Raw genomic sequence first — 21,866 nt, 5'->3', positions numbered from 1 at the left:
AGCTCCCTTGCGTGGGGGAAAAGGATAGCAAAGCCATCACCGTTGGATGCCGACCTTGGTCGGCGTGCTCTCGTGCGGTGGGTGCCGACTCCTGGTAGGTGCCGACCGTTGGTCGGCACAGCAAGTGAATGGCGGGGGCGATGAGGGTTTGTGCCGACCAACGGTCGGCGCCCACCAAAGCGATGCACGGTGCGTCCGGGGATCATGGGGTTGCCGGCCGGCGGCCGGCACTACTCCTCAAGGCTGGCGTTCCAGAAGCCCTGCAGCACACCGGGCGTGGTCGCCAGGGTGGCCAGCACGGCATCGAGCTCACCGGCATCCACCGTGGTGGCATACAGCACCGCTTCGATCTCCACGTCACGCTCGCCGAATGGCCGCTGGTCCACCGCGCGCACCGGATACTGCGCCTGCTCAAGCAGCAGCAACAGCCGGTCCAGTACCTCGGCCTGCTGCTCGCGCTGGCAGACCACGTTGATCGCATAGGTCGCCTCGCTGAACGCTTCCGGCAGCGGCTGCCGCTGGATGCGGTTCACCACCGGCCGCAGCAGGGTGTTGGCGGCCAGAACGAACACTGCCGCCAGCACCGCTTCGGGCAGCAGCTTGATTCCGGCACACGCACCCACCGCCGCCGAGCCCCACAGGGTGGCGGCGGTGTTCAGGCCGGACACCTGGGCGCCGTCCTTCATGATCGCACCGGCGCCGAGGAAGCCGACGCCGGAGATCACATAGGCCACCACATGCAGCGGCGAGGGTGGACCACCGTACAGGTCATGGAAGCGCACCGCCAGATCGACGAAGACTGCCGCGCCCACCGCCACCAGCGTGTTGGTGCGCAGGCCTGCGGTGCGCTGGCGCAGCTGCCGCTCCAGGCCGATGACCGTGCCCAGCACGAACGCCACCGACAGGCTGATCAGCGAGCTCAAGGTCGCGCCGGCGTTGAAGGCCGGCAGGTTGGGATTGATGTCCATTGTGTTTCTCCCTGGACAAGCGGCGGGCGTTTACTGCCAGCCGTACCGGCGGATGTAGAACTTCTTCAGCGCGGTGGTCAGCACCGCATAGCCGAACAGGATCGCCACCAGGAACGGCCAGTAGCCAGCCGGCAGCGCCTGCAGCTTGAAGTAACCGGCCAACGGGCTCATTGGCAGAGCCACGCCGATGGCCATGATCAGGCCGGTCATCAGCAGCAGTGGCGGCGCGGCGATGCTCTGCAGGAACGGTACCTTCGGCGTACGGATCATGTGCACGATCAGGGTCTGGGTCAGCAGGCCGACCACGAACCAGCCGGACTGGAACAGGCTCTGGTCGCCGGCGGTGCGCGCATCGAACACGTACCACATCAGCGCGAAGCAGGTCAGGTCGAAGATCGAGCTGATCGGCCCGAAGAACACCATGAAGCGGCCGATGTCCGCCGGGTTCCACTTCAGCGGCTTGCGCACCAGTTCCTCGTCCACGTTGTCGAACGGAATGGCGATCTGCGAGATGTCGTACAGCAGGTTCTGCACCAGCAGCTGCAGCGGCAGCATCGGCAGGAACGGCAGGAAGGCCGAGGCTACCAGCACCGAGAACACGTTGCCGAAGTTGGAGCTGGCGGTCATGCGGATGTACTTCAGCATGTTGTTGAACGTGCGCCGGCCCTGGATGACACCTTCCTCCAGCACCATCAGGTTCTTTTCCAGCAGGATGATGTCAGCCGCCTCCTTGGCGATGTCCACTGCACTGTCCACGCTGATGCCGATATCGGCCGCACGCAGTGCCGGGGCATCGTTGATGCCGTCACCGAGGAAGCCGACCACCTTGCCTTGGGCGCGCAGCTCGCGTACCAGCCGTTCCTTGTGCAGCGGCGTCAGCCGCGCGAACACGCGGTGGTGGTGCAGCGCCCGTGACAATGCGCCATCATCCATGCGCTCGATATGAGGGCCGGTCAGGATGGTATCGGCGTCCAGCCCCACCTGCGCGCAGACGCGGGCGGTCACCAGTTCGTTGTCGCCGGTGAACACCTTGACCTCCACGCCATGCGCGGCCAGCGCCTGCAGCGCCTGCGCTGCCGATTCCTTCGGCGGGTCCAGGAAGGCGACGTAGCCGACCAGGGTCAGGCCACATTCGTCGGCCTGCGAATAGGTGGTCTGGCTTGCGGCGGTCTCCTTCATCGCCACCGCCACCACGCGCAGGCCCTGTTCGTTCAGTTCCTCGGTGGTCTGCCGCACGCGGGCCAGGCGGTGCTCGTCCAGTGGCATGTCCTGGCCGTTCTCGCGCACGGTGCTGCACACCGCCAGCATTTCTTCCACGGCCCCCTTGCAGATCAGCTCGTGGTGATCCTCGCGCTCGGAGACCACCACCGACATGCGGCGGCGCTCGAAGTCGAACGGGATCTCATCCACCTTGTGGTAGTCCTGCGACAGCCGCAGCGAGCTTTGCAGCTCCACGTGCTCCAGCACTGCACGGTCCAGCAGGTTGATCAGCCCGGTCTGGAAGTGGCTGTTGAGATAGGCGAACTTCAGCACGTCTTCCGAATCCTGGCCGAACACATCGGTATGACGCTCCAGCGCGATCCTGTCCTGGGTGAGGGTGCCGGTCTTGTCGGTGCACAGCACTTCCATCGCGCCGAAGTTCTGGATGGCATCCAGGCGCTTGACGATCACCTTGCGCCGCGACAGCAGCACCGCACCCTTGGCCAGGGTGGAGGTAACGATCATCGGCAGCATTTCCGGCGTCAGGCCCACCGCCACCGACAGCGCGAACAGGAATGCTTCGGTCCAGTCGCCCTTGGTCCAGCCGTTGATCAGCAGCACGAACGGCACCATCACCAGCGCGAAGCGGATCAGCAGCCAGCTGACACTGTTGACGCCGGCCTGGAACGCGGTCGGTGCACGGTCGGTGGCCGTGCTGCGCAGGGCCAGCGTGCCGAAATAGGTGCGGTTGCCGGTGGCCAGCACAACGGCGGTGGCAGTGCCGGACACCACGTTGGTGCCCATGAACAGCAGGTTGTGCTGTTCCAGCAGGCCAGCCAGGCCGTCGCCCGGGTGCGCGAACTTTTCCACCGGCAGCGATTCGCCGGTCATCGCCGCCTGCGCCACGAACAGATCCTTGGCGGTCAGCACGCGGCAATCGGCCGGAATCATGTCGCCGGCCGACAGCACGATGTGGTCACCGGGCACCAGTTCGCGGATCGGCAGGTCCAGCAGGCGCGCCGGGCGCCGGCTGTGCAGGTGCGCGCCGAAGTACTGGTCGGCCACATCCGCAGCCTCGGTGCCCGGATTGCGGCGCAGCACGCGTGCGGTATTGCCGACCAATGCCTTCAGTCGCTCGGCGGCGCGGTTCGAGCGACCTTCCTGCACGAAGCGGATCAGCGTCGACAACAGCACCATCGTGCCAATCACGATCGTCGCCTTGATGTCCTCGGTCAGCCAGGACACCGCCGCCAGCACGGTCAGCAGCAGGTTGAACGGATTGCGGTAGCACTGCCACAGATGGCGCCACCACGGCAGCGGCTTTTCGTGATCCACCTCGTTGGGGCCGAGCGTGGCCAGTCGCTCCTCGGCCTCATGCGGGCTGAGGCCATCGGCATGCGATTCCAAGGTGGTCAGCAGCTGGGTTTCATCCTGCTGGGCAAGGGTGACCAGGCCGGTGGTGAGCGCGAACGGCGCCGCTTCGGCGCTGCCCGGGCCAAACCCGGCTTCGGGCATCGCGCGGCGGCGGAACAGGTTGCCTGCGCGACGGCTGCGCAGGAAGGCGTTGAACCAGGCATTGAGCAGGCTCATGGGACGCTCCTCGAATGTCAGAGCCGGCCGCAGCCGGGACACGAACGGAATGAGTGAGGCAGATCAGGCGTGGCGCATCGCCAGCACTGCCGGCGACCACGGCTGCATGTGCAGGCGCTGGCTGCCGCCGATGCACAGCGGCTTCATTGCATCGCGCAGGGGATAGGGCAGGTGGCGCAGCACGGTGATGCGCTCGCTGATCGGCAGCAGCGACAGCGCGTCGGCCACCACGCGTGGCGAACCGAGTGACAGCGAACGGGCGAACATCACGGGGCCGTGCTGCAGCAGCTGGCTGCGCAGGGCGGCGACATCGCGCTCGCCGATCAGGCGGCGCAGGGTGATGTAGAGGATCTTGTAGGACATGGGGCGATCTCCAGACAGGCGGCGCCTGGCGGTCCCCCGTCACTCAGGCAGGCAGGGACCGGCGGGCAGGCGCCAGGAACAGGCAACAAGCGGTCATCCGGGGCGCGGTGCGCCCAGCAGGGTCGGGGTCCATCTGCGTCTCCATGAGGGGAGGGTGCCAGCCAGGGTTGCCCTGGCCAGTGGCGCTATTGTCCGCCCCTGAATGGGGCAGGCCTAGAGGCTCGTGGGTTAGCCCGGCTATACCTTGGTATAGCCGGCATGCGCAGCGCCAGTCGAGGGCTCAATGATGGATCAATGCGAAGCGCTGGTCTGCTTGCACACGTCGTACTCGCCGCGGCTCAGCGTCTTGTTGCGGTCGGTGTCGCAGGCGTGCAGTCGTTCGGCCCAGTCCGGTGCCACGGCATCCACCTCGGCCAGCGTGACGATGCCGTCCTTGTCCTTGTCCAGCGATTCGTAGGCAGGGATGAGCCTTACTTCTGTCACGTCCTCGGCGGCGGTGGCCTTGCTGGCCTCCTGGGGATTGGAACAGGCGCCCAGCAGCAGGCCCCCACATAGCGAGAGAGCGATGGGAAGGCAGCGATAACCGGTCATGGTGTGCTCCTGAGGAAAGGGCGAACCACCGGTGCGGTGGTCACCGCCGGATCTTCTGCGCGGGGCTGTAAGCGGGCTGCGAAGAATGGGGCCGTGGGCCGTTGCCGGTGGGCCGCCATTCACCGGGCCGCGCAGCAGCGATTGCGCGGAGTCGACGCAACCCTCGAACGGTGGCATGCCGGCCAGCGGCCGGCACTACCATCTGCTCAGAAACGGTCGGCAAAGGCGTCCGTCGCCCGCACCAGCGCATCCACCGTGGCCGGCTCGTTCGCGCTGTGGCCGGAGGTCACCATCTCCAGCCGGGCTTCCGGCCACGCCTTGGCCAGATCCCAGGCGCTGCGCGGCGGGCAGATGATGTCGTAGCGCCCCTGCACGATCACGCAGGGCAGATGGCGGATGCGATTGATGTTGCGCAGCAGCTGGTCGGGCTCCAGGAAGATGCCGTTGCGGAAGTAGTGCGCTTCAATACGAGCCTTGGCCAGCGTATCCAGCGGATCATCGGTGGATTGCGCATCCACGTCGTGCTGCAGGGTGGCGGCGTTGTCTTCCCAGCCCAACCAGGCCTGCGCGGCTTCGACGCGGGTTGACTGATCCGGGCCATCCATGCGCGTCCAGTAGGCCGCGATCATGTCGCCACGCTCGGCTTCCGGGATGTAGGCCTCGTAGCGGTCCCAGCGCTCCGGGAAGATCCAGCGCGCACCACCGTCGGCCTCGGCGAACCAGCGGTTCTCGATCTCACGACCGAGGAACACGCCACGCACGATCAGGCCCGTGGCGCGCTCGGGATGTGCCTGTGCATAGGCCAGCGACAGCGTCGAACCCCAGGAGCCGCCGTAGACCAACCAACGCTCGATGCCGAGGTGCTCGCGCACCTTCTCGATGTCGGCCACCAGGTCCTGCGTGGTGTTGTCGCGCAGTTCGCCAAACGGCGTGGAGCGGCCGCTGCCACGCTGGTCGATCAGCACGATTCGGTAGCGCGCCGGGTCGAAGAAGCGGCGATGGGTGGGTGAAATGCCAGCGCCCGGGCCACCGTGCAGGTACACCACCGGGATTCCCTCCGGCGTGCCGCACTCTTCGATGTGCAGCGTGTGCAGATCGCTCACCTGCAGGGTGAACTGGCGGTAGGGCTCGATGGCCGGGTACAGGGTGCGCATGGCAGGTGTCTCACAAGCAGGGGCGGCCAGCATAGCGCCGCCATCTACGGCTTGCAGTGGCGGGCTCCTGCGCGGCGCTGGAAATGCGCTGGCCGATGCGCATAAGCTTCCGCGATGCTAGCGACCACGACCGGGACGTCCACGTTCAACCTCAGCCTCGGCAGCGGCGCGCGCGAGCTGTTGAAGTGGATCGCGCTGCTGGCCATGACCGGCGACCACGTGGCCAAGGTGGTGCTCGGGGGCTACGTGCCGGTGGTCAGCGAACTGGGGCGTATCGCCTTCCCGCTGTTCGCGCTGGTGATGGCCTGCAACCTGGCCCAGCCGGGCGCCGACCTGCGCAAATCGATCCGCCGGCTCGCGCTATGGGGGCTGATCGCGCAGCCATTGCACGCATTCGCGTTTGGTTCCTGCCTGCCGCTCAACATCCTGCTTACCTTCACTTTGGCGGTTGTGGCCGTTCATGCGCTGGCGAACCATCGGCCCGTTCTGCTGTTGCTGGCTGCCGGCGTGCTGCCGATGTTCGTGGATTACCAGTGGGCGGGTGTCGGCTGCGTGCTGCTGGGATGGATCGCGTTCCGGCATCGGGCGTGGTGGCTGTTGCTGGTTGGGCTTGCAGCGGTGTGCTGGGCCAACCACAACGGCTGGGCAATGCTGGCTGTTCCTATGGTCGTGCTGGCGACGCGGGTGCCGAGGCAACTGCCGCGCTGGCGTTGGGCGTTCTATGGGTACTACGTTGGGCATCTGGCGGTGCTGGCATTGGTTGCCCATCTGCTTGCGTAATGTCGGAACTGGCATGTGGCATGTCCTGAATGCCGGATGCGGTCAAGGAATGCGCGGTGCCAATGCGTGTGAAGCATGCCGCCATCGGCATGGTGCGAGTTATTGAATTTTCGGCGCGATTGTCGATATGCGACAATGCTGCCACTGCGTGAACGTTGCTGTCTTTGCACTTGGGTTGTTGTCGCCTGCCACCCCGCTGTGCACGTGATGGATTGCCACCGAAAAAGGGTGGCCGGGTGTGGAAACCCGTTTAGCTATGCGTTGTCTACGCTTGCCAGCGGGCGTCGCCTTGCGCGGCGCCGGCTGGCATTCCGTTCGCGTTCTATGGCGGGCGGTACGTGGGGTGCGCGCAAGCGAACCCACCGGGTAATGACGCTTAGCTACCGGTTTCCACACACGTACCGTCCGCCGCCTTTGTTAAGGGTCCCGCATGCCTTGCACAGAGACCTGCCATGAACGCATCGGAGTTCCCCCATCAGCGCGCCCCGGCCAATGCCGATGAGGGGCACGACATCCCGCCCGATCCCAACAACCTGACGGCCCTGCTGCACAGCATCGGGCTGGGCGCGGCCTCTGACGGCCAGCCTTGGCCCGAGCGCCACCAGCTGCCGGGCCGGTGCCTGGCGTTGGCCGACGCCGACGGTGCGCTGGCCGGGCTGCGTGTGGTGCAGGAGATCCTGCTGGCGGCCGAACGCGCCCGCCAGAATGGCGGCCCGGAACAGTACGTGGGTGATCGCGTAATGGAAGGGCTGAAGCTGGCGGCATTCGCGTTGACCAGCCACGCCATCTATCGCCTGCATCCGGAATGACACGTAGATCCACGCCATGCGTGGCTGCCGTTCGCGGATTGCCTGACGACCTGTAGAGCCGAGCCTATGCTCGGCTCTACAGGGGTTCCACGCCAGCTTAGAAATCCATCGTTGCCGACACCAGCACCGTCCTCGGTGCACCCAGCGCCAGGCTCGACAACAACGGCATGCCCCAATACGACTTGTTGGTCACGTTGTTCACGCTGGCCCGCAGCGCAAGCGATCGACCCGCCACGGTGGTGCTGTAGCGCGCGCCCACGTCGAACAACGTACGCCCCGGTACCGACAGGCGGTTGTCGGCACTGATGTACTGCTTGGACATCGCCGTGGCAGTGCCGGTCAAGGTCAGGCCCTGCAAGGTCGGCACATCCCACTCCACGCCCAGCTTGGCCTGCCGCTGCGCCACGGCGGTAGCGATGCGCCCTTCATTCACGCCACCGGCCGTGCGGGTCAGCTTCGGCTGCACATAGGCCACGCCACCGAGCAGGCGCACGCCGTCCAGCGGTGCGCCGAAGAAGCCCCATTCCACGCCGCGATTACGTTGCTCGCCGCCAAACGAGAAGATATTCGTGACCGGGTCGGTATAGCTGCTCGGTCGCTTGATCTCGTACACGCTGAAGGTGTGCGCGAAGCGGCCCAGGTCCAGCTTCAGGCCCAGCTCCTTCTGCTTGGTGCGGAACGGTGCGAACACATCACCGGCATTGGCAGCGGTCATCGGCGCGGTGGCGCCCTGGCTGAGGCCTTCGATGTAGTTGGTGTAGAGGGAGATCGTGTCGGTGGCCTTCAGCAGCAGCGCCGCAGCCGGGGTGGTGGCGCTCTCGTCGTAGCGTGAAGTGCGTGCGCCCGTGGCCACGCTGAAGGTCTCGCTGACTACCTGCTGGCGGCGCACGCCCAGCGTCAGCTGCACGCGGTCATCGGCGAAGGAGAGGGTATCGGCGAAGCCGAGGCTGTCCAAGCGCAGCTCGGTATGCGAGATGTGCGGTGCCACGAACGGCGCGGCCGGGCCCCATACCGGGTTGTACAGATTGGTGGTCCAGTCCCAGCCGGGTACGCTGCGCCGGCCGTAGTCGTTCTGGGTGTGCTGGTAGTGGGTCACGTTGGCGGCCCACTGGTGGCCGACAGCGCCGGTGCGGAAACTGCCACGCAGACCAGCATCTGCGGATTGCTTCTTGATATTGAAGGCGAGCTGGCCGATCACTGTGGTGAAGTCGCCGGCTGGATTGAGGATCTGCGCGCTGATCGAACCGTTGTAGCGGTAGTCGGTCTTGCTGGTGCCGTAGGCCAGGTAGGCCATCAGGGTGTCATTGATGTCCAGCTCGCCGCGCAGCATCGCGCCCTTGTCCTGGCTGTCCACGTAGGCCCAGTCCGGGTTGATCAGCGTATCGCCGCGCGGCGGGCGCGGAATGGCCACACCCGGTGCCAGGCCGACGCCACGCGAGGGGCCGTCAACACGGTCATCGGCGCTGTACAGATCGGCCGACAGCCGCGCACGTTCGCCGCGCCAGTCCAGTGCCAGCGAACCGAGCTGTACCTTCTTGCGCTGCTTGCCGACGGCGCCGTCACCATCACGGTAGGCACCGTTGAAGCGGATGCCGAACTGCTTGTCGGCACCGAGGCGGCGACCCATATCCACATGGGTACCGAACTGAGCATCGGAGGCGAAATTGGCACTGACCCGCAGCAGCGGTTGATCGCCGGCACGCTTGGGGACCAGGTTGACGCTGCCACCGACCGAGCCGCCCGGCGGCATGCCGTTGAGCAACGCCGAGGGGCCTTTCAGCACCTCGATGCGTTCGAACATTTCCGGCGAAGTGCGGTAGTAGGGCGCCATGCCGCTGAGGCCATTGAAGGTGGTGTCGCTGGTGCTGGAGGCGAAGCCGCGGATCGCGTAGTTCTCGCTCCATGCGCCGGTGACGCCGTTGCTGAAGACGGTGGGGTCGGTGGCGGCGATGACGTCGGTCAGGTCCTTGGCCTGGCGGTCACGGATGAACGACTCGGTGTAGCTGACCGTACTGAACGGCGTGTCCATGAAGTCCTTGTCGCCGAGCAGGCCGACGCGGCTGCCAGCCGCGACCTGGCCGCCGGCATAGTCACCCGTGACGCGGCGCTGCTCCTGCACCTGCACCGAGGGCAGGGTGGATGGCGCGGTTTCGGCCAGCGCGGCTGGCGATGCCAGCAGGGCCAATGCCAGGGCCGAAACCCGGTAGCGCCGGGCCACGTCCGGCGGATGCCCCAGGACAGGGTCTGCAGGGGGTGCGGGACGACGCGGCGGGGAAGTGAGGTTGAACACGGGCATGCCAGGTTCCTGTGGATCGCAGGTGCGACGGCGCCCGGCGCGCGGCCATCGGCTCGCACGGGATTGGGGCGCGGTGCAGGGTTGTTGGCTGGGTGGAAACCTGGCGGGAAGGTGAGCATTGGGCTCGGTTGCCAACGGCGCGCCGGTGATGAACCAGACGCATTCCGAATTAGTTGAGTAAAATAAACTAAATTGAGCGAAGCGGACAAGAGGGTCCTTTTGCTGGCACCCTCAGCAGGGTATGAGCACGCACCCCGATCCAACGGCGCCGACCCGTGGCCGCCCGCCCACCATCACCCCGGAGCGCCTGGCCGACATCGGCATCCGTCTGGGCCTGCCCAACCTGACCATGGCCAACGTGGCCGCCGAACTGGCGGTGACCCAGGCGGCGCTGTACAAGCGCGTGGCCAACTTGGAGGCGTTGAAACGCCTGGTGGCCGAGGCGGTGTTCCAGCGCTGGGAGATTCCGCGCGCGTCGGTCGACGCACCGGGTGGGCTGGAGGCCTACCTGATGCGGTTCGTGGAGTCACTGTGCGAGGTGGTGAAGGCACATCCCGGGCTGCCACCGTACCTGTTGCGGCGCACGGTGGCGACCGCGCCGATGCTGGAAAAGATCGCCTCGCACCAGGCGCATGTGGCCGAGGTCTTCGGCCTGCCGATGGACAAGGCACGCTGGCTGCTGGCCACGATCGCGTTCTACTGCATCGCCGGCGCCGACACCATCTACGCGATTGCGGATGACGAAGAGGGCCAGGTGATCTCCGAGTTCAAGCAGGGCATGCGGGCGCTGGTGATCGGGTCGTTGCAGTTGTTGGATGCGGAGGACGCGGACGGATCACCGTGATGCCATCGACGCATGGCGTGGATCTACAATGCGGCCATGCCTGCCACGCCCACCCTTGAAGATCTGCGCCGCTACGCGGTGGCGCGCACCCTGTTCAAGCCGACCACGCTGCTGACCGCGATCCGGAAGCTGGGCTTCGTGCAGGCCGACCCGATCCGGGCGCCGGCACGCGCGCAGGACCTGACCCTGCGGCACCGGGTGAAGGACTACCGCGCAGGTGATCTTGAGCGCCGCTATGCGCGCCTGCCGGTGGAAGAGGACTGCCTGGTGAACTACGGCTTCCTGCCGCGCGAGCATCTGGCACTGATGCACCCGCGCGTGTCCAAGCGCGAATGGGACGCCGAGACCCAACGCCGCGCCGCCGACGTGCTGGCCTTCGTGCGCGAGCGCGGCAGCGTGCACCCGCGTGAGGTGGACCAGGCGTTCGCGCATGGGCGGGTGACCAATTACTGGGGCGGCACCAGCAACGCAAGCACGCATCTGCTTGACGGCATGCACTACCGTGGCCTGCTGCGGGTGCAGCGGCGCGATAGTGGCACCCGCATCTATGCAGTGGCCGAGCACGCCGAGCCGGACGCCAGCGAACAAGCGCAGGTCGAGCGCGCCGCCGCCCTGATCGACCTGGTGGTGCGCAAGTACGCGCCGCTGCCGTCGGCCAGCCTGACCTATCTGGTGCGCCTGCTGGGCTATGGTGCGCCGCATCTGGCCGAGCAGACCCGCAAGGCATTGGCGCTGGCCAAGCAGCAGCTGGCCAGCTGCACGCTGGAGGGCACCACCTGGTACTGGCCGGCGGACGAGAATCCGCGTTCGCGCCGCTATGCACCGGACGAACAGGTGCGCCTGCTGGCGCCGTTCGACCCGGTGGTGTGGGACCGCCGTCGCTTCGAGCTGCTGTGGGGATGGGTGTACAAGTTCGAGGCCTACACGCCTGCACCGAAGCGCCAGTATGGCTACTACGCACTGCCGGTGTTGTGGCACGACCAGGTGGTGGGCTGGGCCAATCTCAGCGTGCGCGAGGGTGAGTTGGTGTCGAACGTGGGTTATGCCGGCAAGTCGCTGGCCCGCGACAAGGTGTTTGGTGGCGCGCTGGACGACGAGCTGCAGCGCATGGCGGAGTTCCTGTAGCGTCAAGCGGCGCATGGGTACCTATCTGGTGCTGGCCGCGTTGATGTGTTGGTCTGTGATCGGGCTGGGCTTCGGCTGCTTCCCGGCACACAGTGCTGCACAGCTGGACCCTATCCAGGCATTGACGGCGGAATAGGGCCGCCCGCTATGCACCTGTAGAGCCGAGCCCGCGCTCGGCTGCACTCCGTTCAGGTCTCGCTGCACCGAGCGCTGCACGCAGCAAGCCGAGCATGGGCTCGGCTCTACAGCTACTCAGCGCGCCTTGCCTTTGATTGGCACGCCTCCCGGCAGCTGGGAATACCCGCCGTCACCCCAGTGCCGGGTGATGCGCTGGAAGAACAGAGAGTTGGGCACGCGCAGCAGGCAACCGCGCGCGCCTTCGCCACGATCACTCAGCGTGGTGTAGATCAGGTTGATGTCCACCACCTGGCCGCACAGGCCCGGCTTGTCCACGCTTTCCAGCACTTCGATCGTGTCGTTGATGCGGAACGGGCGCGTAGCCACGATCAGGAACGAACAGAACAGGTTGGACAACACGCTCCACGCTGCAAAGAACGCCACCGCACCGACCGCCATGAACCCGGTCAGCGCGGTCCACAGCACCGAGCGCGAAACGCCCAGCCGCTCCAGTATCAGCAGCGCGGCCGCCAGATACAGCAGCAATGCACCGCCGCGGCGCAGGCCCACATGAAGCTCTGGAGCCAGCCTGCCGCGCTGCCGGGCCTGCACCAGCAGCCACGCCAGGGCGCGCACCATCACCCACGCGACGCCGAGGATGGCCAGCACCTCGGCCACCGGCACAACCACGGTCAGCCAATCCTGGATCCAGGCGGGCAATCCGGCCATGAGGGGTCACAGTGTTGCCGCGCCGCCGGAGATGGTCAGCAGTGCACCGGAGGTGTAGCTGGCGGTGTCCGAAGCCAGCATCACATAGGCCGAGGCCAGCTCGGCCGGCTGCCCGGGGCGGCCGAATGGCGTCTGCGCGCCGAACTGTTCGACCTCTTCGGCGGCCATGCCTGCGGGAATGAACGGCGTCCAGATCGGGCCGGGCAGCACGGCATTGACGCGGATCTGATGCTCGGCCAGCAGGCCGGCCAGCCCCAGCGTCAGGTTGGCGACGGCACCTTTGGTTCCAGAATAGGGAAGGATGTTGGGCGTCGGCCGTTTGGAGTTGACCGACGCGGTGTTGATGATCGCACCGCCACCGCGCAGGTGTGGCACGCACAGCCGGGTCAGATTGAACACGGCATGCACATTGGTATCGAACGTCCGCTTCCAGTCATCCAGGGTGATGTCGTCGAAGTGCTCGTAGTAGCGCTGGTACGCCGCGTTGTTGACCAGGATATCGAGACCGTCCAGTTCGCTGGCCACGCGGTCCACGAGCGAGCGCGCCTGTGCCGGGTCGCTGATGTCACAGGGCACCAGCACGGCCTTGCGCCCGGCCTGTTCGATCTGCTGCTGCACATGGCGGGCATCGTCCTGCTCACCATCGAGGAACGCGATGGCAACGTCGGCGCCTTCGCGCGCGAACGCGATTGCCACCGCCGCGCCGATGCCGCTGTCACCGCCAGTGATCAGTGCCTTCTTGCCCTGCAGCAGTCCATGCCCGCGGTAGCTGTCCTCGCCGTGGTCCGGCCGGGGCTGCATCTGCGCGGTCTTGCCGGGGAAGGATTGCTGTTGGGCGGGGAAGGGCGGGCGTGGGTAGTCGGGCAGGGCCATCGTCACTCTCCGGAAGGAAACCGGGGCCAGTGTCCCTCCATGGCGGTAAACGGCCGGAGGGCGCGGTGTCGTTGCGGCGTGGATGTGTGCGCGCAGGACTTCACAGCGGATGGGCGATGGTGGTCATGATGCTGTTGGCCGGTTGACGCGAATCCAGTCGCGTGTGCTGCACGATGATCGGCTGGTCGGATTCGACGAGGGTAGCGAAGCCGGTGCCGCGCGGTACCGGCGCCGGATCCTGCAGGTCATTGAAGCGCAGGTGACAAGTGCGTCGTGCCGGCACGGTGACCCGGTACGGGCCCACGGGATCTCGGTCTTCGAAGTAGAGGGTCAGGGTGACATGCGCGTCCTCGTTGCCGGCATTGAGGACACAGCAGGTTTCGTGACTCTGCATCTCCGGTGACGGTCCGTTGCTCCAGGCTGGAATGTAGCCTTCGGCGATAGCCCAGCGTCGATGCCCGATGCAGGAAGCGTTCGTTTCCATGACGCCGTTTTAGCCCGGCGGGTGTTGCCATCGTGTCCAGTCCCCGCACGGAATCCGTGATGACCATCGGCTACCACGCATCGCATGAGCAGTTCCCGCCCGCCACTTTGCTGGGCCTGGCACTGCGCGCCGAACAGGCGGGATTCGAGGCTTTGATGTGCTCGGACCACTTCCACCCGTGGACGACCTCGCAAGGGCAGTCCGGCCACAGCTGGGTATGGGCCGGCGCGCTGGCGGTGCAGAGCGCATTGACCCTGGGCATGGTGACCTGCCCGATGCTGCGCCAGCACCCGGCATTGGTGGCACAGGCAGCGGCGACGCTGGAGCAGTTGGCGCCGGGCCGGATCTGGCTGGCGCTGGGTACCGGCGAGGCCCTGAACGAGCGCATCACTGGCCAGCCGTGGCCAGCCAAGCGCGAGCGGCAGAAGGCACTGCGCGATGCGGCCGAGGTGATGCGGCGGCTGTGGGGCGGCGAGCAGGTCGACCACGACGGTGGCTTCCGGGTGCGCCAGGCACGGCTCTACAGTCGCCCGGCGCTTCCCCTGCCGCTGCTGGGGGCGGCCGTCACCGAGGAAACTGCACGCTGGATAGGGGGCTGGGCCGATGGCCTGATCACCATCAGCCAGCCACTGGCGCAGTTGCGGCGTGTGGTGGCGGCGTTCGAGGACGGCGGTGGCAGGGGCAAGCCGATGTACCTGCAGGCCAAGCTGTCCTACGCGCGCGCCGAACAGGCGGCGCTGGAAGGTGCGATGGAGCAGTGGAGCGCCAACGTGCTGCCGCCGGAACTGGCCGAAGGGCTGGACCAGCCCGAACAGTTCGAAGCACAGGCCCGATCGGTCAGCGCCGAGGTGGTGCGCCAGCACGTGCATGTCTCGGCAGACCTGGGCCAGCATCGGGCCTGGCTGCAGGAGCTGCAGGGACTGGGCTTCGATCGCATCTACCTGCACAACGTGAACCGCGAGCAGGAACGCTTCATCGATGATTTCGCCGAGCACGTACTGCCTGCGCCGCGCACTCAGGCACCCTCGGCGGCCAGCCACGTATAGCCATGGCCTTGCAGGTAACAGCGGCGATCCTGCAGCTTGGCGCCTTGGCCCACCAGCGTGTTCAACGGACCGCCCAGGGGCACGTCCACCTCGACCGGCTCGTCGCCGAAGTTGATCAGTGCCAGTGCCTGATGGGGTGCCTCACCGTAGCGGAGCATCAGCAGCGCGGGAGATGGCGGGTCGAGCGTGTGAGGACCCTGCTGCAGCACGGGATGTGCATTGCGCTGCTGCAGCAGCTCGCGCACCCGCAGCAGCAGTGAACCTGGCGTCGCGCGTTGCGCCTCGACGTTCACCGTGCGGTAACCGTACGGGCCGTCTGCCGGTGGTGCGCGCCAGGCATGCCGCGGTTGATCGGTAAACCCCGCCGCTGGTCCACCGTGCCAGTGCATCGGCATGCGCACGGCATTGCGCTCTGGCAGCTCCAGGCAGTCACCGAGGCCGATCTCTTCGCCATAGCGGATCACCGGTACCTGGCCCAGCGACAGCAATGCCGCCCAAGCCATACCCTGCCATGCGATGTCGCCCTCCAGCATCGGTGCCAGCCGGCGGCGGATGCCACGGGCATAGATGCGCATGCCACGCTCAGGGGCGAAGCGTCCCATCACCGCTTCGCGCTCGTCCGGCTCCAGCTGCTCCAGGTCAAGCTCATCGTTGTTGCGCAGCCAGGCGATGCGGGTGTGCGGCGGCGCCTGCGGTCCGTATTCGGCCATGACCCGGGCCACTTCGCTGGCGTCGCCGCGCGCCAGGGCCAGGAAGAAATGATTGTTGAGGTGGAAATCCAGCAGGTGCGAAAGCCGCCGGCCCTGGCAGAGGAAGTCACCGTAGCGCGACGCGGGGACGTCCGCTTCGCCGATCAGCGGCAGGCCTGGCTGCTGCGCGTCTGCCGTGGCGCGCATTTCCTCCAGCAGCCACAGCCCGTCGTCGCGGGGGTCGGCGTGTCGCGCGCGCTCGGCCATGTACGGCACCGCGTCCACGCGGAAGCCGGCCACGCCGCGCTGCATCCAGAACGTCATCACCCGCAGCAGTTCGTCGCGTACTGGCGCATGGGCCAGCTCCAGGTCTGGCTCGTGCCGGTAGAACATATGCCGGTTGAACGCGCCGGCCTCGGCGTTCCAGGTCCAGGCAGACGCCTCGATCGGCGGGAACATCGGCTTCAGGCCATCGTCGGGCACGTGGTCGCTCCACAGGTACCAGCGGCGCCAGGCCGGGTCGCCGCGCTGCGCGGCGACGAACCACGGGTGAGCGCTGGCAGTGTGCTGCATCACCAGCTCGACGATGATGCCGATACCGCGTGCGGCGGCAGCATCGACCAGGCGCTGGAACGCCGCCTCGTCACCCAGGCGTGGATCGATGCGGTAGTGATCGGTGACATCGTAGCCACCGTCACGGCCGGCGTTGCAGTAGAACGGCAGCAGCCACAGGTGGCTGACACCGAGCCACTGCAGGTAGTCCAGCTTTTCGGTGATGCCATCCAGGGTGCCCCAGCCGCGCCCATTGCTGTCGCGGAACAGGTAGGGGTCGACCTGGTAGATCGCGCGCAGCGGGCGCACCGCCATTGGGCTTCTCCGTCACTGTCCACGGGTGACCAGCCTGCTGCGCGACATGGCAGCGGTCCGTGAACCGGACGGCACCGCATCATGACGTGGCATCCACGGTCCCTGCATGCCTGGGCGCGCAGAGTGAATGCTCGTCCCGCTGCGTCGAGGAACCTTTATCCATGCCCCGCCGCAAAACGCTTCGTATTGCGACGTTCAACGTCAACGGCATCGGCACACGCCTGCCGCAGCTGCTGGACTGGCTGCACAGGGAATCGCCGGACGTGGTTGCCCTGCAGGAACTGAAGGCCACCGACGCCGCGTTTCCCGCTGCGGCATTGGAAGAGGCCGGCTACGGTGCACTCTGGCAGGGTGAGGCGCGCTGGAACGGCGTGGCGCTGCTGGCCCGGGGCACCATGCCGGTCGAGAGCCGCCGACGATTGCCGGGCGAACCCAAGGATACGCAGAGTCGCTACCTTGAGGCAGCGGTGCACGGCGTCATCGTGGGTGCCCTCTACCTGCCCAACGGCAACCCGCAGCCCGGGCCGAAGTTCGACTACAAGCTACGCTGGATGGAACGCCTGATCCGGCATGCGCGCAGCCTGGTCGAGGTGCCGCACCCGGCGCTGCTGCTGGGTGATTTCAACGTGATTCCCAACGAAGCCGACGTCTACGACCCCAAGGCCTGGCGCCGCGATGCGCTGTTCCAGCCCGAGGTTCGCGATGCCTTCGAGCGGCTGCTCGCGCAGGGCTGGACCGATGCGCTGCGAAAGGTGCACGGCGACGCCACGATCTACACCTTCTGGGACTATTTCCGCCAACATGCCGAGCGCGACCGTGGGCTGCGCATCGATCATCTGCTGTTGAATCCGATACTGGCGGGGCGACTGAAGGATGCCGGCGTCGACCGCTGGGTACGACTGCAGGAAAAGGCCAGCGACCACGCGCCAGCCTGGGTGACGGTCAGGGCGTGATCAGCGTGCGGCCGGGTCTTCGCGCCGCTCGCGGCGTACCCGCGCGCGGGTGCGGTACAGGCGGCTGTCCGCCTTCTGGATGGTGTCGGCCACGGGTTCGCCGGGCGTGTTGATGGCCGCACCCATCGAGAACGCGCTGGGCGAAAGCGCGGCGTGGTCCTGGTACCAATGCTCCAGTTCGCTCAGGCGGCCATTCGCTGGCGCGACCAGCACCACCATGAACTCGTCGCCACCCAGCCGTACCACGGTCTCGTCCTTGCCCAGCGGCGAGCGCAGGAAGGTGGCGAACTCGACCAGCACGGCATCGCCACGGCGGTGGCCCTGGGTGTCGTTGATGTGCTTGAAATGGTCCAGATCGAACATCACGCACGCCCAGCGCTCGTCAATCAGTTCATCCAGCCGGTGCAGGTAACGCCGGTTGTAGCACTGCGTGAGCGGATCCTTGAAGGACATGTCGCGCAGCTGCTGCTCCTGCATCCTCAGCGCGGTGACGTCCTGCGCATGCCCCAGCACGTAGGGCGGGCTGGCTTCGTTGTCGAGCACGTTGTGGTACGCCCAGTAGTGGCGCGTACCATCGGCGGCAATCAGCTCGATCACGCCAGCGTCGGTGTGGTTTGCCTGGATCCGGGCGAGGTAGGCCTTGAAGCCCTCGCGCTTTTCCGGTGGCATCAGGTCACACAGGCTGCGCCCGATCATCTGGCTTTCCTCGAAGCCCAGCGACTGCACCGCCGCCGGATTCACCGAGGTCAATGTCCCGTCCAGCGTGTGGGTGCAGATCAGGCCCAGGCTGTAGTGGAACAGTCGCCGGTAGCGGGTTTCGCTGGCTTCCAGCGCGTCGAGCGCGGCCCGCTCGTCCGTGATGTCCTGGATGGCCCCGACCAGGCGCGGATGGCCGTCGACCTGTTGCCGGCTGCCGACCACCCGGGTCCAGATCGCGCGCCCGTCGGCGGTCGTCATTGGCAGCTGCACCTCCCAGGACGTGCCTTCGTCGATGCAACGCTGCACTGCCGCGCGGATGATGTTGCGGCTGTCTTCGCGATAGAACGACAGCGCGGTGTCGAGCGTCGGTTCAAAGTTGCTGCGCACGCCGTGCAACTGCTTGGTCTCGCGGGTCCAGCGCACTTCGTTGGTGACCAGGTCCATCTCCCAGCCGCCCACCCGCGCCGCGCGGTTGGTGCGCTCCAGGAAGTCTTCGCTGCGTTTCAGCTCGCGTTGCAGCGCTTTCGCCTGGCCCACCTGCGCCATCAGGGTACTGCGCTGTTCCAGCACCTGGGTGGTGACCCGCGCCAGATGCACCATCAGTTCGCGCTGGGAGGGGGACAGCACGCCGGGCATCGGGTCGAGCAGGCACAGCGTGCCGATACGTGCGCCGTGCGCCGAGCCCAGGGGGATGCCAGCGTAGTGGCGGATGCGCGGCCCACCTGTCACCAGCGGATTGGTGGAGAAACGTGGATCCTGGCGCGCATCGGGTATCTCGAACAGCTCGTCCTGGCGTATGGCATGGGTGCAGAAGGAAATTTCGCGAGCCGTCTCGCTGACGCCCTCAAGGCCGATGTTGGCCTTGAACCACTGGCGGTCTTCGGCCACCACGGTGATCAGGCCCATCGTCAGGCCGGTCGCGGCGCGGGCGGCGGCGACGATGGCATCGAACACCGGCTCCGGGGGCGTATCCAACAGGTGCAGTCGTTCGATTTCGAGCAGTCGTTCGGCTTCGTCCATGGCGCTTTTCAGGGCTGGGTGGCGAGGGCGGTTGCGGCGGCTGTCTTGGATCACGGTAGTGCGTGCGGCGTTATGTATCGCCATGGCAGGGTGATGCCGGCGTGAGGCGCGCGCGCCGGCTCAGTGTTGCCGGAGCGATGCCTGCAAGGCGGTAGCCAGCGCGGCATCACCGGACACCAGGTCCTGCCAGCGCAGCGTGATGCCCTTGCGGCGCCCCTTTTCAACCAGCTTCAGTCCTTCGGGGTCCACGATGAGGGTGTAGGGCTGGCCATCGATGTCCAGTTCGCGTCGCAGCGGTTTGTCGAGCGGGGTCATCATCGTTTCCTCGCCGGGGAGAGAGCGCGGCGTGGCTGTATCGATACGTGACGATGATCACGGACGTGCCAACGCCAGGGGAAATCAACAGCGCGGGTGATGCCGATGCGGGGCCCGACCACTGGATCCTCCGGCGGCGGCACGCCGTCGCTGACGATGACAATGCCGTGGTTGCCGGTCACCAGATCAGCGCCGTCGAAGCTGCGGTCCAGCCCGAAGGCCTGCGAGAGCTTGCCGGGCCCGCTGGCCAGATCGTGGTCGCGGCGCGCAGCGGGGCGCAGTTCGCGCATGCGCTCCAGGCCCACCAGCGGCTCGATGGCCCGCAGCAGCACCGCCACGCCTTCACCCACTTCGCCGCAGACAACGTTGCTGCCCCAGTGCATCCCGTAGGTGAAATAGACATACAGGTGGCCGGCCTCACCGAACATGCTGGCCGTGCGCGGCGTCTGCCCGCGATAGGAGTGTGCGGCCGGATCGACACTGCCCGCGTAGGCTTCGACTTCAACGATGCGACCGGCCCGGCCATCGTCACGGACCAGGAGCTTGTTGAGCAGCTCGGGCGCAACCTCGACGGGCGGGCGCCGGTAGAAGCTGCGCGGGAGGATCTGAAGAGAGGCAGGCAACCAATCCGGCACGGTAGAGGCAGGCTCGGGCAAACGGTGATGGCACTGTGGCATCAGGCAGGTGAAACGGGCGCAGACGCAGTGTCATTGCTGCGCAGGACCGGCGGCCAGTGCGGCTCTCCGTGCGGCATAGACCTCCGGCGTCTGTGGCTTGATGAACAGTGCCACCAGTTCCGGATACTCGCGCTTCACCGCCGTTTCGATGCGGGTGATGCAGGCTTCGATCTGCGGGGTCCGCCGGTCATCCTCGAACTCGGCGCTGAGCATGGCCACGACCTGTTCCGGGCCCATCTGCATGGTGGTCACGCCATTGGCGCGGCGCAGGTCTGGATCGGTTTCCGCCACGGCCATGATCCGATCGGCCACCGCCGGGTGGGCCGGCTCACCCACCAGCAGTCCCTTGGTTTCGCGTGCGAGGAGAAAGGCGGTGGCGGCAAGCACGCCCGCGATGCACAGCGACGCCACACCATCAAGCACCGGCATGTCCAGGATCTGTGCGGCCACGAGCCCGATCAGTGCGAAACCCAGGCCCAGCAGGGCCGCGCTATCCTCCAGCAGCACGGTAAAGGTGGAAGGATCCTTACTGCGGCGGAAGGCTTCGAAGTAGCCAAGCTTGCCCTTGGTACGCCGGAACTCGCGCAGCGCCACCCACCAGGAGGCACCCTCGAACAGGATGGAGATGCCCAGCACGCTGTAGCTCAACGCGTGGTTGGTGGCCGGCTCCGGCTGGCGGATGTGCTGGATACCTTCGTAGGCCGACACACCGGCGCCGGCAGCGAACACCAGCAGGGCGACGATGAAGCTCCAGAAGTACAGTTCGCGGCCATAGCCGAACGGATGTACCGGGTCCGGCGCCTTGCCGGCGCGGCGCAGCCCGTACAGCAGCAGCACCTCGTTGAGGGTGTCGACCAGCGAATGCACGCCTTCGCTGAGCATGGCCGAGCTGCCGGAGATACCGGCGGCGATGAACTTGGCGATCGCAATGGCGAGGTTGCCCGCGAGCGCGGCATAGATGACAAGGCGGGAACCGGTGGGAGCGGACATGTCAGCAGCGGGGCACGGTAGACGGCTGATCTTCGCGGTCTGCCCGTGCCCATCGCGTGCACGTCGCGGTCAACGCCCCCTGGGATTGAGATAAAGCCGGGCTCCATCCGACTCGCGGAACCCCGACCAGCGCCCGCTGCCCGACGCGCGGAAACGCCCGTACACCGTATTGCTGGTATCGGTCAGCAGCAGCTGGTTGCCCGACAGTACCCAGCGGTTGGCCGAGAAGAAGCCGTCCGGGCAGCCGGCAGGCACGTAGGCGCTGTAGCCACCGAACCACTCACTGTTCTTCAGCTCGATGGTGCAGGTGCTGCCGTTCTCCTGGCCCAGCGTCCAGCTGCCGAACAGATCGCTGTCGCGCACATCGCGGTCGCCGCGGTGGCGGTCATGGTTCCAGTCGTCGTTGTCGTCGTGGAAACCGAAGCCCACGTCGATCTCCTTGCTTTCGGTGCGCGACTCGGACTGGGAGCTGCCACTGGTGGTGGTCTGCGTGGTCATTGAACCACTGGTCTGGGTCTGGGTGCTGCTGGATTGCGTGGTCTGGTCGGTGTGGGTGGTCTGTTCGCCGAAGCCGGACGAAGCGTCCTGGGCAAGGGCGGGCAGGGCCAGGAAGTACAGCGCCGACAGGCAGCTACGGGCAAGCAGAGCAGCCATCGCAGGATCCTCGGAAGGGTGGATCGCGCGAGT

The 21,866-nt window shown here is 66.6% G+C and carries 21 protein-coding genes; 6 read left to right on the top strand and 15 right to left on the bottom strand.

Features of this window, described 5'->3' with window-relative positions; genetic code table 11:
• Positions 1 to 230: 230 nt before the first annotated feature.
• The 5 genes from AC5P8J_RS05350 to pip form a co-directional block, all read right to left on the bottom strand.
• Positions 231 to 968 (bottom strand): MgtC/SapB family protein, encoded by a 738-nt coding sequence (locus AC5P8J_RS05350; RefSeq protein ID WP_021202328.1) that lies wholly within the window; start codon positions 966 to 968, stop codon positions 231 to 233.
• Positions 969 to 998: 30 nt separating this feature from the next.
• Positions 999 to 3,758 (bottom strand): magnesium-translocating P-type ATPase, encoded by a 2,760-nt coding sequence (gene mgtA / locus AC5P8J_RS05345; protein WP_227854198.1) that lies wholly within the window; start codon positions 3,756 to 3,758, stop codon positions 999 to 1,001.
• 63 nt (positions 3,759 to 3,821) lie between these two features.
• On the bottom strand, positions 3,822 to 4,121 hold the full coding sequence (locus AC5P8J_RS05340; RefSeq protein ID WP_005413574.1) for a hypothetical protein: 300 nt from the start codon (positions 4,119 to 4,121) through the stop codon (positions 3,822 to 3,824).
• A gap of 291 nt (positions 4,122 to 4,412) precedes the next feature.
• Positions 4,413 to 4,712 (bottom strand): EF-hand domain-containing protein, encoded by a 300-nt coding sequence (locus AC5P8J_RS05335; RefSeq protein WP_021202331.1) that lies wholly within the window; start codon positions 4,710 to 4,712, stop codon positions 4,413 to 4,415.
• Positions 4,713 to 4,918: 206 nt separating this feature from the next.
• On the bottom strand, positions 4,919 to 5,866 hold the full coding sequence (gene pip / locus AC5P8J_RS05330; RefSeq protein ID WP_495216665.1) for a prolyl aminopeptidase: 948 nt from the start codon (positions 5,864 to 5,866) through the stop codon (positions 4,919 to 4,921).
• Between the two features lie 114 nt (positions 5,867 to 5,980).
• Here pip and AC5P8J_RS05325 point away from each other — a divergent pair, with 114 nt between their 5' ends.
• Together AC5P8J_RS05325 and AC5P8J_RS05320 are read left to right on the top strand one after the other, a co-directional pair.
• Positions 5,981 to 6,646, top strand: coding sequence for a TraX family protein (locus AC5P8J_RS05325; RefSeq protein WP_227854196.1), 666 nt, complete (start codon positions 5,981 to 5,983; stop codon positions 6,644 to 6,646).
• A 452-nt stretch (positions 6,647 to 7,098) separates the two neighbouring features.
• Entirely contained in the window at positions 7,099 to 7,455 is a 357-nt protein-coding gene (locus AC5P8J_RS05320; protein WP_227854195.1) for a hypothetical protein, read from the top strand.
• A 97-nt stretch (positions 7,456 to 7,552) separates the two neighbouring features.
• On the opposite strand, the gene AC5P8J_RS05315 is transcribed toward AC5P8J_RS05320, so the two are convergent.
• Entirely contained in the window at positions 7,553 to 9,751 is a 2,199-nt protein-coding gene (locus tag AC5P8J_RS05315; protein WP_495216663.1) for a TonB-dependent receptor, read from the bottom strand.
• 241 nt (positions 9,752 to 9,992) lie between these two features.
• Here AC5P8J_RS05315 and AC5P8J_RS05310 point away from each other — a divergent pair, with 241 nt between their 5' ends.
• Both AC5P8J_RS05310 and AC5P8J_RS05305 read left to right on the top strand, forming a co-directional pair.
• Complete coding sequence (locus tag AC5P8J_RS05310; protein WP_021202336.1) at positions 9,993 to 10,595, top strand: TetR/AcrR family transcriptional regulator; 603 nt, start codon at positions 9,993 to 9,995, stop codon at positions 10,593 to 10,595.
• 36 nt (positions 10,596 to 10,631) lie between these two features.
• Positions 10,632 to 11,720, top strand: coding sequence for a DNA glycosylase AlkZ-like family protein (locus tag AC5P8J_RS05305; RefSeq protein ID WP_495216661.1), 1,089 nt, complete (start codon positions 10,632 to 10,634; stop codon positions 11,718 to 11,720).
• 252 nt (positions 11,721 to 11,972) lie between these two features.
• On the opposite strand, the gene AC5P8J_RS05300 is transcribed toward AC5P8J_RS05305, so the two are convergent.
• From AC5P8J_RS05300 to AC5P8J_RS05290, 3 genes are all read right to left on the bottom strand, one after another.
• Complete coding sequence (locus AC5P8J_RS05300) at positions 11,973 to 12,566, bottom strand: mechanosensitive ion channel domain-containing protein (protein ID WP_111098501.1); 594 nt, start codon at positions 12,564 to 12,566, stop codon at positions 11,973 to 11,975.
• A gap of 6 nt (positions 12,567 to 12,572) precedes the next feature.
• Entirely contained in the window at positions 12,573 to 13,439 is an 867-nt protein-coding gene (locus tag AC5P8J_RS05295; protein WP_227854192.1) for a glucose 1-dehydrogenase, read from the bottom strand.
• 100 nt (positions 13,440 to 13,539) lie between these two features.
• A complete protein-coding gene (locus AC5P8J_RS05290; protein ID WP_058982857.1) occupies positions 13,540 to 13,923 on the bottom strand; it encodes a sensory rhodopsin transducer in 384 nt (127 codons plus the stop codon).
• A 59-nt stretch (positions 13,924 to 13,982) separates the two neighbouring features.
• Between AC5P8J_RS05290 and AC5P8J_RS05285 the strand changes: the two genes are divergently transcribed.
• Entirely contained in the window at positions 13,983 to 14,969 is a 987-nt protein-coding gene (locus AC5P8J_RS05285) for a TIGR03885 family FMN-dependent LLM class oxidoreductase (RefSeq protein ID WP_227854191.1), read from the top strand.
• On the opposite strand, the gene AC5P8J_RS05280 is transcribed toward AC5P8J_RS05285, so the two are convergent.
• Positions 14,939 to 16,525, bottom strand: a complete 1,587-nt coding sequence (locus AC5P8J_RS05280; protein WP_134729172.1) for an alpha-amylase family protein — start codon at positions 16,523 to 16,525, stop codon at positions 14,939 to 14,941. The genes AC5P8J_RS05285 and AC5P8J_RS05280 overlap by 31 nt on opposite strands.
• A 161-nt stretch (positions 16,526 to 16,686) precedes the next feature.
• On the opposite strand from AC5P8J_RS05280, the gene xth reads away from it, so the two are divergent.
• Positions 16,687 to 17,478, top strand: coding sequence for an exodeoxyribonuclease III (gene xth / locus AC5P8J_RS05275; RefSeq protein ID WP_134734803.1), 792 nt, complete (start codon positions 16,687 to 16,689; stop codon positions 17,476 to 17,478).
• Here the strand turns inward: xth and AC5P8J_RS05270 are convergent, their stop codons facing one another.
• The 5 genes from AC5P8J_RS05270 to AC5P8J_RS05250 all read right to left on the bottom strand — a co-directional run bounded on the left by AC5P8J_RS05270 (position 17,479) and on the right by AC5P8J_RS05250 (position 21,833).
• Positions 17,479 to 19,197 carry a sensor domain-containing diguanylate cyclase gene (locus tag AC5P8J_RS05270; protein ID WP_134734804.1) on the bottom strand — a complete coding sequence of 573 codons (1,719 nt, stop codon included), beginning with the start codon at positions 19,195 to 19,197 and terminating at the stop codon, positions 17,479 to 17,481.
• 120 nt (positions 19,198 to 19,317) lie between these two features.
• On the bottom strand, positions 19,318 to 19,512 hold the full coding sequence (locus tag AC5P8J_RS05265; protein ID WP_019659790.1) for a hypothetical protein: 195 nt from the start codon (positions 19,510 to 19,512) through the stop codon (positions 19,318 to 19,320).
• Positions 19,512 to 20,147, bottom strand: coding sequence for a DNA-3-methyladenine glycosylase (locus tag AC5P8J_RS05260; protein ID WP_026346997.1), 636 nt, complete (start codon positions 20,145 to 20,147; stop codon positions 19,512 to 19,514). Before AC5P8J_RS05260 ends, AC5P8J_RS05265 begins: the two co-directional genes overlap by 1 nt.
• A gap of 72 nt (positions 20,148 to 20,219) precedes the next feature.
• A complete protein-coding gene (locus tag AC5P8J_RS05255; RefSeq protein WP_111098495.1) occupies positions 20,220 to 21,179 on the bottom strand; it encodes a cation diffusion facilitator family transporter in 960 nt (319 codons plus the stop codon).
• Between the two features lie 69 nt (positions 21,180 to 21,248).
• Positions 21,249 to 21,833: an AprI/Inh family metalloprotease inhibitor gene (locus AC5P8J_RS05250; RefSeq protein ID WP_021202346.1), complete on the bottom strand. Its 585-nt coding sequence runs from the start codon at positions 21,831 to 21,833 to the stop codon at positions 21,249 to 21,251.
• Between the last annotated feature and the right edge of the window lie 33 nt (positions 21,834 to 21,866).

It is taken from the genome of Stenotrophomonas sp. YJH_SMC_37 (assembly GCF_059370035.1).
The sequence above is the reverse complement of the archived record's forward strand: the minus strand, read 5'-3'. Positions and strand labels throughout refer to the sequence as shown.

Excerpts from the sequence above, each read along its gene's own strand:
- AC5P8J_RS05350 (WP_021202328.1), bottom strand. The coding sequence starts at position 968 with ATGGACATCAATCCCAACCTGCCGGCCTTCAACGCCGGCGCGACCTTG.
- mgtA (WP_227854198.1), bottom strand. The coding sequence starts at position 3,758 with ATGAGCCTGCTCAATGCCTGGTTCAACGCCTTCCTGCGCAGCCGTCGC.
- AC5P8J_RS05340 (WP_005413574.1), bottom strand. The coding sequence starts at position 4,121 with ATGTCCTACAAGATCCTCTACATCACCCTGCGCCGCCTGATCGGCGAG.
- AC5P8J_RS05335 (WP_021202331.1), bottom strand. The coding sequence starts at position 4,712 with ATGACCGGTTATCGCTGCCTTCCCATCGCTCTCTCGCTATGTGGGGGC.
- pip (WP_495216665.1), bottom strand. The coding sequence starts at position 5,866 with ATGCGCACCCTGTACCCGGCCATCGAGCCCTACCGCCAGTTCACCCTG.
- AC5P8J_RS05325 (WP_227854196.1), top strand. The coding sequence starts at position 5,981 with ATGCTAGCGACCACGACCGGGACGTCCACGTTCAACCTCAGCCTCGGC.
- AC5P8J_RS05320 (WP_227854195.1), top strand. The coding sequence starts at position 7,099 with ATGAACGCATCGGAGTTCCCCCATCAGCGCGCCCCGGCCAATGCCGAT.
- AC5P8J_RS05315 (WP_495216663.1), bottom strand. The coding sequence starts at position 9,751 with ATGCCCGTGTTCAACCTCACTTCCCCGCCGCGTCGTCCCGCACCCCCT.
- AC5P8J_RS05310 (WP_021202336.1), top strand. The coding sequence starts at position 9,993 with ATGAGCACGCACCCCGATCCAACGGCGCCGACCCGTGGCCGCCCGCCC.
- AC5P8J_RS05305 (WP_495216661.1), top strand. The coding sequence starts at position 10,632 with ATGCCTGCCACGCCCACCCTTGAAGATCTGCGCCGCTACGCGGTGGCG.
- AC5P8J_RS05300 (WP_111098501.1), bottom strand. The coding sequence starts at position 12,566 with ATGGCCGGATTGCCCGCCTGGATCCAGGATTGGCTGACCGTGGTTGTG.
- AC5P8J_RS05295 (WP_227854192.1), bottom strand. The coding sequence starts at position 13,439 with ATGGCCCTGCCCGACTACCCACGCCCGCCCTTCCCCGCCCAACAGCAA.
- AC5P8J_RS05290 (WP_058982857.1), bottom strand. The coding sequence starts at position 13,923 with ATGGAAACGAACGCTTCCTGCATCGGGCATCGACGCTGGGCTATCGCC.
- AC5P8J_RS05285 (WP_227854191.1), top strand. The coding sequence starts at position 13,983 with ATGACCATCGGCTACCACGCATCGCATGAGCAGTTCCCGCCCGCCACT.
- AC5P8J_RS05280 (WP_134729172.1), bottom strand. The coding sequence starts at position 16,525 with ATGGCGGTGCGCCCGCTGCGCGCGATCTACCAGGTCGACCCCTACCTG.
- xth (WP_134734803.1), top strand. The coding sequence starts at position 16,687 with ATGCCCCGCCGCAAAACGCTTCGTATTGCGACGTTCAACGTCAACGGC.
- AC5P8J_RS05270 (WP_134734804.1), bottom strand. The coding sequence starts at position 19,197 with ATGGACGAAGCCGAACGACTGCTCGAAATCGAACGACTGCACCTGTTG.
- AC5P8J_RS05265 (WP_019659790.1), bottom strand. The coding sequence starts at position 19,512 with ATGACCCCGCTCGACAAACCGCTGCGACGCGAACTGGACATCGATGGC.
- AC5P8J_RS05255 (WP_111098495.1), bottom strand. The coding sequence starts at position 21,179 with ATGTCCGCTCCCACCGGTTCCCGCCTTGTCATCTATGCCGCGCTCGCG.
- AC5P8J_RS05250 (WP_021202346.1), bottom strand. The coding sequence starts at position 21,833 with ATGGCTGCTCTGCTTGCCCGTAGCTGCCTGTCGGCGCTGTACTTCCTG.